This window comes from Rhodanobacter sp. MP7CTX1, assembly GCF_014205795.1.
Classification (GTDB): Bacteria; Pseudomonadota; Gammaproteobacteria; order Xanthomonadales; family Rhodanobacteraceae; genus Rhodanobacter.
On sequence record NZ_JACHCN010000030.1, the window covers coordinates 1 to 11744 of the forward strand.

Annotated in this window: 10 protein-coding genes; 7 read left to right on the plus strand and 3 right to left on the minus strand. The window is 63.4% G+C overall.

Translation table 11 applies throughout. The annotated features are described in order from the left end of the window. Positions 1–784: 784 nt before the first annotated feature. Positions 785–997, minus strand: coding sequence for a hypothetical protein (locus tag HDE77_RS20065; protein WP_184419695.1), 213 nt, complete (start codon positions 995–997; stop codon positions 785–787). A 502-nt stretch (positions 998–1499) separates the two neighbouring features. Here HDE77_RS20065 and icd point away from each other — a divergent pair. The 3 genes from icd to HDE77_RS20080 all read left to right on the plus strand — a co-directional run bounded on the left by icd (position 1500) and on the right by HDE77_RS20080 (position 6311). Continuing rightward, positions 1500–2759 carry an NADP-dependent isocitrate dehydrogenase gene (gene icd, locus HDE77_RS20070; RefSeq protein ID WP_184419696.1) on the plus strand — a complete coding sequence of 420 codons (1260 nt, stop codon included), beginning with the start codon at positions 1500–1502 and terminating at the stop codon, positions 2757–2759. 520 nt (positions 2760–3279) lie between these two features. Further along, positions 3280–5019, plus strand: coding sequence for a bifunctional isocitrate dehydrogenase kinase/phosphatase (gene aceK / locus HDE77_RS20075; RefSeq protein WP_184419697.1), 1740 nt, complete (start codon positions 3280–3282; stop codon positions 5017–5019). 203 nt (positions 5020–5222) lie between these two features. After that, positions 5223–6311 carry a TraB/GumN family protein gene (locus HDE77_RS20080; protein WP_184419698.1) on the plus strand — a complete coding sequence of 363 codons (1089 nt, stop codon included), beginning with the start codon at positions 5223–5225 and terminating at the stop codon, positions 6309–6311. Here HDE77_RS20080 and HDE77_RS20085 read toward each other — a convergent pair whose 3' ends face one another. After that, a complete protein-coding gene (locus HDE77_RS20085; RefSeq protein ID WP_184419699.1) occupies positions 6312–7259 on the minus strand; it encodes an aldo/keto reductase in 948 nt (315 codons plus the stop codon). Positions 7260–7344: 85 nt separating this feature from the next. Then, entirely contained in the window at positions 7345–7533 is a 189-nt protein-coding gene (locus HDE77_RS20090; RefSeq protein WP_184419700.1) for a hypothetical protein, read from the minus strand. A gap of 104 nt (positions 7534–7637) precedes the next feature. On the opposite strand from HDE77_RS20090, the gene HDE77_RS20095 reads away from it, so the two are divergent. The 4 genes from HDE77_RS20095 (at position 7638) to HDE77_RS20110 (ending at position 11494) form a co-directional block, all read left to right on the plus strand. Then, positions 7638–8558 (plus strand): LysR substrate-binding domain-containing protein, encoded by a 921-nt coding sequence (locus HDE77_RS20095; RefSeq protein WP_184419701.1) that lies wholly within the window; start codon positions 7638–7640, stop codon positions 8556–8558. 70 nt (positions 8559–8628) lie between these two features. Further along, on the plus strand, positions 8629–9741 hold the full coding sequence (locus HDE77_RS20100) for an S-(hydroxymethyl)glutathione dehydrogenase/class III alcohol dehydrogenase (protein ID WP_184419702.1): 1113 nt from the start codon (positions 8629–8631) through the stop codon (positions 9739–9741). Positions 9742–10069: 328 nt separating this feature from the next. After that, positions 10070–10927, plus strand: a complete 858-nt coding sequence (locus HDE77_RS20105; RefSeq protein ID WP_221444391.1) for a methyltransferase — start codon at positions 10070–10072, stop codon at positions 10925–10927. A gap of 33 nt (positions 10928–10960) precedes the next feature. Then, the gene (locus tag HDE77_RS20110) at positions 10961–11494 is read left to right on the plus strand and encodes a pseudouridine synthase (protein WP_184419703.1); all 534 of its coding nucleotides are present in this window, start codon (positions 10961–10963) and stop codon (positions 11492–11494) included. The last annotated feature ends 250 nt before the right edge of the window (positions 11495–11744 follow it).

The following is an 11744-nucleotide window of genomic DNA, read 5'->3' on the forward strand; positions in this document are numbered from 1 at the left end:
GTGCCTACGGCCAGATGCGGCTAAGGTCCCTCCACCCCGGCAAGCCCTTTCTGACTCGCCGCCGTCAAACATACAAGCGACTTCAGTCGCGATGGCTCTACGAGCCACATCGCGACTGAAGTCGCTCCCACAGGTTTTTCTCGGAGCCTGTGACCTTCCCGCAGCCCGTCGCGCGCTCAAGACGCTGAATCCACTTTTCAGAATCGTCTGATGTCACTTGCTGTGCGGCATCGATAGCCTGTCCACACCATTGGGTGCCCGTCAGCCCTCTCTCCCTCCCCCCTAGTGACAGGACTGGCGGGCGCTAATGGTGTGCGCCGGAAGAGCGCGCCTCGCCTAGCGGGGACGTTCTGCTAGCAGACGCTGCTCTTCCTCTTATTCATGAACTTGTTGGGTTGGCTGCGCCGTTGCTTTGGCTTTACTGAATTTCCGACACAGGGGAGGTCCGTGTACGACGCAGCCCAACACTCAATGGCGCGATAAAGGAGCTCAGCGCGGATATGGTCGGCTGGCAGGCGCCTGGGGTGAATGCTCAATCAGGTAACCTCAGATAGATTAATGAGATCCTGCGCCGCCCTGCGTTGGGAACACCGCCATGTTCCTACGACTCGTAAACCACACGTCACCCATATTTGACCCGCGAGATATAGACTGCTACCCCATACTCACGATCAGTTAACCGTCAGGTAGCTATGAGTGAGGGCGTTCCGAAACGGAGCGCGCGTTCGATGGACCATAAAACCCGCCAGCCCTGAAGCAGGAGATGCCCCATGAAGATGACACGTCAACCTTTGATTTGCGCCCTATCGCTGGCCGCCGTACTGGCCCTGAGTGCCTGTAGTGGCCACAACGACGAATCCGCTACGCCAACACCCGCGCCGGCACCGAATACGGCACCTGCATCCACGGCGATGGCTCCGCCGGCCGCCAGCACCGCCATGACGCCGCCAGCCAGCAGCACGGCTGCCATGCCGCCGCCGGCCAGCACCGCGCCCATGACCCCACCGTCCGCCAGCACCGCTGGGCACCAGTAAGCTTCAGTTTGCTGAAGGTTTCCTCGATCGGCACGCAGATCGCCGGCCAGGGGATAGGGCGAAATAAATAGCCCGCCGAAATCGGGGAATCAGGAATGCGGCCATGCCACGCTCCTGATTCCTCGTGATTTCTTGCGTCTGTGCCGCGCTCCTATTCAGGACTGAAGCGGCAACTCGCGCATCGAACTTTTTCAGTCCAGCTGCGCCTTTGCGCCGTCTGCGCGACCGGCGGCCGCCGACGAGTCGCTCGGCGACGCTGTCTGTTGCGTGCAGACAAATTTTCGGGCGGCGGCGTTGCGTATCGTGAGCCAGTTCCCCCCGCAGAGCGGAACAGTACGCTGCTGTATGTCCCAGACATGGTCATTGCGGCCGGATGGGGCGAAAATGGGTGTCTTGTGTTTGCGCCGGGCGGTGCCATCTCCGTCCTGACTTTTCCAGATCCCTGATTCCCAGCCGGAGATTTACATGTCTGACAGCAAGCCCACGCCGCCGACCGGTGGCAGCAAGATCACCATCACCGACGGCAAGCTGCATGTGCCGAACCAGCCAATCGTGCCGTTCATCGAAGGTGACGGGATCGGTCCGGATATCTGGCGCGCCTCGGTGCGTGTGCTGGATGCAGCGGTGGCCAAAGCCTACGGCGGCGAGCGCAAGATCCACTGGATGGAAATCCTGGCGGGCGAAAAGGCATTCAACGAAACCGGTAGCTGGCTGCCCGAGGAAACCGTCGAGGCCTGCCGTGACTATCTGGTCTCGATCAAGGGTCCGCTGACCACGCCGGTCGGTGGCGGCATCCGCTCGCTCAACGTGGCGCTGCGCCAGCAGCTGGATCTGTACACCTGCCTGCGCCCGGTGCGCTGGTTCAAGGGCGTGCCGTCGCCGGTGAAGAAGCCGGAAGACGTCGACATGGTGATCTTCCGCGAGAATTGCGAGGACATCTACGCGGGTATCGAATTCCAGGAAGGCACGCCCGAGGCGGCGAAATTCCTGGCCCTGCTGAAAGAGCATTTCCCGGATCGCTTCAAGAAGATCCGCTTCCCGGAAACCTCCGGCATCGGCATCAAGCCGGTCTCGAAGGAAGGCACCGAGCGGCTGGTGCGCGCGGCATTCAAGTATGCGATCGACAACGATCGCCGCTCGGTGACGCTGGTGCACAAGGGCAACATCATGAAGTTCACCGAAGGCGCGTTCCGCGACTGGGGCTATGCGCTGGCGAAGAACGAATTCGGCGCCGTCGATCTGGATGGCGGCCCGTGGATGAGCTTCAAGAATCCGAAGACCGGTAACGAGATCGTGGTGAAGGACGTTATCGCCGATGCGTTCCTGCAGCAGATCATGACCCGTGCGAAAGAGTACGACGTGGTTGCCACGCTCAACCTCAACGGCGACTACATCTCCGATGCCCTGGCGGCGGAAGTCGGCGGCATCGGCATCGCGCCGGGCGGCAACATCAACTACGTCACCGGTCACGCTGTGTTCGAGGCGACCCACGGCACCGCGCCGAAGTACGCGGGGCTGGACAAGGTCAACCCGGGTTCGGTGATCCTGTCCGGTGAGCTGCTGCTGCGTCACCTGGGCTGGAACGAAGCGGCCGACGCAATCATCCGCGCGATGGACAAGGTGATCGCCGCCAAGACGGTCACCTATGACTTCGCCCGCATGATGGAAGGCGCCAAGGAAGTGAAGTGCTCCGAGTTCGGCGATGCGCTGATCGCGGCGATGTAATTCGTCGTCCAAACGGATGGCTGGAACGGGGCGCTTCGGCGCCCCGTTTTTTTTGGAGGGTGGGGACTATGTTGCGACTGCAGGAGCCGTGCGCCCTCCACTGCTGGCTGGGGAGGGCTGGGGTGGAGTCGCTCTTCGCCCGAAGATCAAAAGCTTCACCCCCTCCCAACCTCCCCCTGCAAGCAGGGGGAGGAGCAAAGCCGGCAGCCGTGCTCCCTGACTTGCAGGCAGGGCAGGGCCATGGCGCGCAACAGTGCGCCCTCCACTGCTGGCAAGAGAGGGCTGGGGTGGGGTCGCTCTTCGCCCAAAGATCAAAAGCTTCACCCCCTCCCAACCACGCCTGCAAGCAGGGGGAGGTGCAAAGCCGGCAGCAGTGCTCCCTGACTTGCTGGCAGGGCAGGGCCATGGTGCACAACAGTGCTCCCTCCCCTGCTTGCAGGGGAGGGTTGGGGTGGGGTCGCTCTTGATCTCTGTTCTTGATCCCACAAGGGAAAGGGAAAACACCACTTACACTGCCGCCATGGATGTCAGCCCATCGAATCATCACCACGTATCCGACCCACAGGCGCACGCCGCTGCGGCGCTGCTGGTGGATGCGTTTGCCGACTACAACGCACGTTTCGCCGACATCACCCGGCGCGCGCGGCGGCGTTTCGAGCGGCGTGACTGGCGCGGTGCCGGCGCGGATGCACGTGCGCGTATCGATCTTTACGACATCTGCATCCGCGAGACGCAGGGACGGCTGGATCTGTTGCTGGACGACCGCGTGCGGGCGCGAGCGCTGTGGGCCTCAATGCGTCACGAATACGAGAAACTGGTCGCCAGTCTGGCCGATCGCGAGCTCTACAAAACCTGGTTCAGCTCATTGTCGCGAAGGCAATTCCACACGCCCGGGGTGGCGCCGGAGATCGAGTTTGTAGCGCTCAATCGCGAGCCCTATACCGAAGGCAGCGACGCGGCGCCGCACCGACATTACGCGACGGACACCCATCTGCCCGAGGGTTGCGAACAGCTGCTGGCAGACACTGGGTTTGCCTATGCCGACGCGGCCGATTGCGCAGCGCGACTGGCTGACGCGTTGCACGCGCGGCTGGCTGAAACAGGCTTGCCCGCGATCGAATCGATCGACGTGCTGAAGGCGGTGTTCTATCGCGAGCGACGCGCGTACCTGGTCGGGCGCCTGCGTGGCGGCCACCGTCGGCATCCGTTGGTGATTGCGCTGGTGAACGCTGACGGCGGTGTGCGGGTGGATGCACTTCTCACCACACGCGAGCAGGTATCGATTCTGTTCGGTTATGCGCGCAGCTATTTTCACGCCGACATCGACAATGTCGGCGCGGTAGTGGCGTTCGTACGCGCACTGCTGCCACACAAACCGCTGGAGGAGTTGTACAGCGTGCTGGGTCGCGCCAAGCAGGGCAAGACCGAGCGCTATCGCCGCGTGTTCGGCCATCTGGCGATCCACCCGCAGGAGCGGCTGGTGCACGCCGATGGCAAGCGCGGCATGGTGATGGTGGTGTTCACTCTGCGCGACCTGCCGGTGGTGTTCAAGCTGATACGCGACCGCTTCGCGTGGCCGAAAGATACCGTGCGCAGACAGGTGGAAGAGAAATACCGGCTGGTGTTTCGCCACGACCGCGTGGGCCGTCTGGTCGACGCGCAGGAGTTTCGTCACCTGCGCTTTCCGTTGCGCCAGATCGACGCCAACTTACGTGAGGAGCTGCTGGCCGAATGCGCCGACACGGTGACTGTGGATGGCGATGAGCTGGTGATCGGGCACTGCTACGTTGAACACCGTCTGCGTCCGATGGATCTGTACGTGCGCGAGGTCGACGATGAGAAGGCCCGCCGTGCAATGCGCGACTACGGCCAGGCGATCAAGGATCTGGCCGGAAGCAACATCTTTCCCGGTGACCTGCTGCTGAAGAACTTCGGCATCTCGCGCAACGGGCGCGCGGTGTTCTATGACTATGACGAGCTGTGCCTGCTCGGCGAGTGCCGCTTTCGCGCCTTGCCGGTGTTGCACGAGGACGACGAGACGCGGCCGCTGCAGGATGCTGTGTATGCCGCGCCGGAGGATGTGTTTCCCGAGCTGTTCGTCAATTTCCTCGGCGTGCCTGCGCCACTGCGCGAGGTGCTTTGCGAGGCTCACCCGGAGATCTTTGATCCTGCCTGGTGGCGTGGGGTGCAGGCGCGCCTGCGCGCGGGCGAGTACGTCGATGTGCCAGCGTATCCGGATGCCTCGCGCCTGGCGCGCTGAGGGCCAGTTCAGCGGATTCCTGTGGGAGCGACCTCAGTCGCGATGCTCTGGGGCTGCAAGAAGAGCATCGCGACTGAAGTCGCTCCCACAAGAGCGCGGACATACAGGCTTCAGGTGGGTTCCCGGGCCGGCGTAAATCACGGCAACCTCCGAGTCAGGATGGTCCTGACACAATGGTCACTTCTGGAGATGGAGCATCACCGATGCGTCTGCTATCCGTTGTGTGCCTGTTGGCCCTGAGCGGCCTTGCGCCGACGTTCGCGCAATCCACGACGGCCGCGGTGCCGCCACCGCCGACGTCGACCAACGTGGCGAATCTCGCTGCCGTGGCGGTTACCGGTGTGCAGCCGGGGCCGGGCATGTGGAAGGTGTCCAAAGGTGGTCATGTGATGTGGGTTCTGGGCACGCTGTCGCCGTTGCCGCAGAACATGCAGTGGCAGTCGCATGACCTGGCCCAGATCATCGGTCAATCGCAAGAGGTGCTGCTGTCGCCGTCGATCAAGGTGAAGTTCAACACCGGCTTCTTCGGCAAGCTATTCCTGCTGCCGTCGGCGTATAGCGCGCGCAAGAACGACAACGGCGAAACGCTGCAGCAGGTACTGCCCGCTGCGCTGTATGCGCGCTGGCAGGTGCTCAAGCAGCAGTATCTCGGCAGCAGCAACAGCGTTGAACGCTGGCGGCCCATTTTTGCGGCGCAGGAGCTGTACAAGAAGGCGATCAAGGCGAATGGTCTGAGCGCCTCCGGTGGCATCGGCACGACGGTGGAAGCGCTGGCCAAGCAATACGGCGTCAAGCAAACGCCGGTGGACTATCAGTTCGTTGTCGAGCAGCCACGTGTCGCGATCAAGGACTTCAAGAGTTCCGGTCTGGATGACACGGCGTGCTTCAGCCACACGCTGGACAGCATCGAGCAGGACATGCCGACGATGAAGGCGCGCGCCAACGCCTGGGCCGTTGGCGATCTGCAGGCCTTGCGTCAGTTGCCCGACAGCGAGCGCCGCGACACCTGTGTCGCCGCCGTGACCGGTGCCGCGTTTGCGCACAAGCTCGGCATCGACGATGTGCCGGCTCGACTGGAGGCGACCTGGCTGGACGCCGCGCGCGCCGCACTGACCAGCAACACGCAGACGTTTGCAATGTTGCCGATGAGCGAGCTGCTATCGCCTGCTGGCTATGCCGCCAAGCTCAAGGCCCAGGGTTACGTGGTGGAGTCGCCGGAAGACCAGGACGCGGAGCCGGCAACCGACAGCAGCGCCGGCGCTCCGGCGAATGCCGGCGCCGGTCAGCATTGATCAGGCGGCACTGGCCAGATCCAGTGCCGCGATCTGGTTGGAGGTCAGTTGCAGTTTCGCCGCACCGAACAGCTCGTTGAGCTGCTCCACGCTGGTGGCGCTGGCGATCGGTGCGGTAAGGCCGGGTCGGGCGATCAGCCACGCCAACGCGACCTGCGCGGTGGTGGCTCCCTGTTCGGCGGCGACCGCGTCGAGCGCAGCGAGAATCTGCAGGCCATGCGGATTCAGATACTTCTTCACCGCGCCGCCGCGCGCCGAACTCTTGGCCAGATCCGCGGCGCTGCGATATTTGCCGCTGAGGAAACCACTGGCCAGCCCGTAATAGCTGATCACGCCGATGTTCTCCCGGCGAATCAGCGGTTCGAAGTCCTTTTCATAGTCAACGCGACTGACCAGGTTGTATTCCGGCTGCAGGACTTCATAGCGCGGCAGATGATTCTGCTTCGATATGTCCAGCGCATCGGCAAAGCGATCAGCGTTGAAATTGGAGGCGCCGATCGCGCGCACCTTGCCCGCTTCGATCAGCCGTGCGAACGCCCCGAGCGTCTCCGCCATCGGCACGTCGGCATCGTCCTGGTGTGCCAGATAGAGGTCGATGTGATCGGTCTGCAGCCGCTGCAATGAACCCTCGACGGCCTGCAGGATGTTCACCGGCGACAGCCCGGGATGCTCAGCCCATTTCGCGACCTTGGTGGTGATCACTACCTTGTCGCGCTTGCCGCTGCGCTGCAGCCACTTGCCGATAATGGTTTCCGATTCGCCGCCGCGGTTGCCCGGCGCCCACGCCGAATAGACGTCCGCCGTATCGATCAGGTTGAACCCGGCGTCGACGAACGCGTCGAGCAGTTCGAATGAGCGCTTTTCATCGGCGGTCCAGCCGAACACATTGCCGCCAAGCGCGAGCGGGGCGATCGAGAGTGGGGAGTTGCCGAGCGGGCGTAATGGCATGAGAAACCTCAGATGGGCGGGGTCGGGGAGCCGCCGCGAACGGCGGCCGTCATCCCATCCGAGGTGGTTACGGACAATCACGTAATCAAGCGCAAGCCGCCTTGCCGCAATCTTGTGCTGGCGGAACCACTGGCTGGGTCTTGACCTTGGCCCTGGCTCGCTCCAGCGCAATGCCCGCGCGGCGTGAATCGATTCCTTCGTTCGGCCGCCACAGCAGATGGGCCGGAAGGGCGTGACCGTGAAGCAACAGCAGATCAGTCCAGATGGAGCTCATGGTGCACCTCATGGAGGGTGGGATTGCTGGTGCATTCAACATACCGCCGCCGCAGGCCGCCAAAAAGCGATATATTCACAACTCAGACTTGAAGGAATTTCAAGATGGGAAAGCTGCCGCTCGGTCTGTTGCAACAGTTCGTACTGGTGGCCCGGCTGGGTAACCTGTCGCGCGCGGCAGCGCAGGCGAACCTCACCGTCAGCGCCCTCAGCCACCAGATGCGCCAGCTGGAGGAGCGGCTGGAGCGACGCCTGTTTGAGCGGGGGCCGCGCGGCGTCACGCTGACCGTTGAAGGTTGCAGCCTGCTTGAAGCGGTGGGCGAGCATTTCGATGGCATCGAGCATGCGATGTCCCGCTATCACCAGCGCCGCCATGAGGCGCTGACGCTGAGTGCTAGCCCCGGCATCATGTCGAGCTGGCTGGTGCCGCGGCTGCCGCGACTGGTTGCAGCGCATCCCGAGCTGGAGCTCAGCCTGCAATCGGCTTCGGTGCTGGTGAATTTCGAGCGTGAGCCGGTCGACGTGGGCCTGCGCTACGGCCGTGGCGAGTGGCCCGGTTTGCACAGCGAGCGGCTGTTCGGCGAATGGATCGCACCGGTCGCCGCACCCGAACTGATCGCGCAGATGGGCGATGCCGATCCCAGTGATCTCTCGCAATGGCCGCTGCTTGGCGACCCGCATCCGGCCAATCGCTGGCTCGACTGGTTCGCCCGCTTCGGCGGTACGCCGCCGAAACGCTACGTCGCGCATTTCGATACGGTCGATGCGTTGCGGCATGCCGCACTGGAAGGCCTCGGCGTCGCGCTGGGTCGGATGGTGACCTCGAAATCGTTGATCGATGCCGGTCGGCTACGGGTGCTGGGCGGCAACTATCTACCGGTGGCGGACGCCTACTGGCTGGTGTATCCGCCGCGCTCGCAGGAACATCGTGGCCTGCAGGTATTCCGCGATTGGTTGCTGGCCGAGGCCGCGGATTACTTCCGGCAGATGCCGGTGTCGCCGCGGGATGACGCGGCGCTCAACTGATGCGGTTTCGCAAACCGGCTGCACGCGGCATGATGGTCGATCGTTGCAATCCGTCATCAGGAGTTGAGCCATGAAGTCACGCGCCGCCGTTGCCTGGGAAGCAGGCAAGCCGCTAACGATCGAGCAGGTCGACGTCGCTGGGCCCAGGGCCGGTGAGGTGCTGGTGCGCATCGTGGCGACCGGCGTCTGCCACACCGATGCGTTCACCCTTTCCGGCGCAGATCCGGAGGGAATGTTTCCAGTGATCCTTGGCCACGAGGGCGGCGGTATCGTGGAGGAAGTTGGTGCCGGCGTGACGTCGCTGAAAGTCGGCGACCATGTGATTCCGCTGTACACGCCCGAATGCGGCGAGTGCAAATTCTGCCGTTCGGGCAAGACCAATCTGTGCCAGAAGATTCGCGTCACCCAGGGCAAGGGGCTGATGCCGGACGGCACCTCGCGCTTCTCGCTCAACGGCAAACCGCTGCTGCACTACATGGGCACCAGCACGTTCAGCGAATACACCGTGCTGCCGGAGATTTCGCTGGCGAAGATCAACCCCGCCGCCCCGCTGGAGAAGGTGTGCCTGCTCGGCTGCGGCATCACCACCGGCATCGGCGCGGTACTGAATACGGCAAAGGTGGAACCGGGCGCGTCGGTCGCGGTGTTCGGGTTGGGCGGCATCGGCCTGTCGGTGGTGCAGGGCGCGGTGATGGCCAAGGCCGGCCGGATCGTGGTGGTCGATACGAACCCCGAAAAGTTCGTGATGGCGAAGGCGCTCGGCGCGACCGACTTCGTCAATCCAAAGGACTACCCGGACACGCCGATCCAGCAGGTAATCGTCGATCTCACCGATGGCGGCGTCGATTACTCATTCGAATGCATCGGCAACATCCACGTGATGCGCGCGGCGCTGGAGTGCTGCCACAAGGGCTGGGGCGAGTCGATCATCATCGGCGTGGCCGGCGCCGGGCAGGAGATCAGCACGCGGCCGTTCCAGCTGGTCACCGGAAGGGTGTGGCGCGGTTCCGCGTTTGGCGGCGTCAAGGGTCGCTCGCAGCTGCCGGGTTATGTCGACCGCTATATGGCGGGCGAGATCCGGATCGACGAGATGATCACCGAAGTGCTGCCGCTGGAGCGCATCAATGAAGCGTTCGAGCTGATGCACGCGGGGAAAGTGATCCGCGCGGTGATCCACTATTGAGGTGGCCTGCGCCGTGGCTTCAGTGACGATCGGGATGCCCCGAAGAGCGGCGATGCGTTTCAGCGGAAGCCGCTCCTGCTGACACACTGAGGCTTTAGAATGAGCACACGCGTCGGGCGACGAGCACTTGGCGGCAGTCGATGTGTCCAAAGCCGTTCTGAATACCGGACCTACACATCAGATTGGCCATATTGCCCCGGATGGGGATGGTCATTACACCAAGGAGTAATCGATGAACTGTGGAACGGAAGCGGTAACAGCGGGAGCTATTCGTCGCAGCGCCACCGGTTGGAGTGCCGTGCTGCTGGCGGCGTGCCTGAGTTTGCCGATGGCGAGCGTTGCCCAGGTGGCACCGACGCCGACGGCCGGCCAGGATCAGCCCGCCGGCGGGTTGGTACCACCGACCAGTGCCAGCGATTTCACCGCCTCCCAGCTGGACAGCGTGCTGGCCGGCAACTGGCGCTCGGCCACCAACAGCGCCCGCGATGTCTACCGCCATCCCAAGGCTACCTTGCAGTTCTTCGGTATACAGCCAGATCAGACGGTGATCGAAATCACGCCCGGTAGCGGCTGGTACAGCGAAATTCTCGCGCCCCTGCTGCATGACAACGGGCACTACATCGCTGCCGTGCAGATACCGGCTGGCGGCGGCGAAGCGCGCCGCGATGGCGATGCGCTGCACCAGAAATTCGCCGCCGATGCGCCGCACTATGGCAACGCTAAATTTGTCGAGTTCGATCCCAAGGCGCCGGTATTCGGGCAGCCCGGTTCGGCCGATGTGGTGCTGACGTTTCGCAACGTGCACAACTGGGTGATGGCCGATACTTCGCCGGCGATGTTCAAGGCGTTCTATGCGGTGCTCAGGCCCGGCGGCGTGCTCGGCGTGGTCGATCACCGTGCGGACGATGCCGCGTCGCTGGCGTCGGTCAAGCAAAGCGGTTACCTGCCCACCCGTTACGTGGTGAAACTGGCGACCGATGCCGGGTTCACGCTGGATGCCAGCAGCGAGATCAATGCGAACCCGAAGGACACGAAGAACTATCCCAAGGGCGTGTGGACGTTGCCGCCTACGCTCACGCTGGGCGAACAGGACAAGGCGAAATACGTGGCGATTGGCGAGTCCGACCGGATGACCCTGCGCTTCGTCAAGCCGGCGGCGCCAGCGTCCGCAGCCTCGGCCCACTGAGGCACGGCACGCATACCCTGACGCGGCGCGAGCATGCTGATCGCACTCAACAAACCCTACGGGGTGCTGTGTCAGTTCACCGATGCGGACGGTCGCCGCACGTTGGCCGACTTCATCCGGCAAAAGGACGTCTATGCGGCTGGACGGCTGGACCAGGATAGCGAGGGTCTGCTGCTGTTGACCGACGACGGGCGGCTCGCTCATCAGCTGACCGACCCCGGTCACAAGCAGCCCAAGACCTACCTGGTGCAGGTCGAGGGCGAGATCGACAAGGCAGCGCTGGAGGCGCTGCGCCGCGGCGTGCTGTTGAACGATGGTCCGACCTTGCCGACGGTGGCGCAAGCTGCGACCGAGCCCGACTGGCTGTGGCCGCGTGATCCCCCGGTGCGTTTTCGCAAGTCCATCCCCACCAGTTGGCTCAGCATCTCGTTGCGCGAAGGGCGCAACCGCCAAGTGCGGCGGATGACCGCCGCTGTGGGATTTCCCACTCTGCGACTGATCCGTGTGCAAGTGGGCGAGCATGCCCTGGATGGCCTGGCCCCCGGCGAATCTCGCCAGATCCGGTAGGAGCGCACCCTGTGCGCGAAAGCTGTTGTTGCTGTTGTTGCTCTTGTGGGAGCGACTTCAGTCGCGATGCTCTGCGTCGATTTGCTGTTTTGTAGTGCAGAGCGTTTCGTGCTCCTGCGGAGGGCGAGTCACTTTTCTCTGGTATGGCCAGGAGGAAAGTAACCAAAAGAAATGGAATGGACGCCTCCCACCTCGCTTCGTCAGCGGTGCTGAGAGGGTCGGGTGGACCCTCCGGGCCGACGGCATCTAA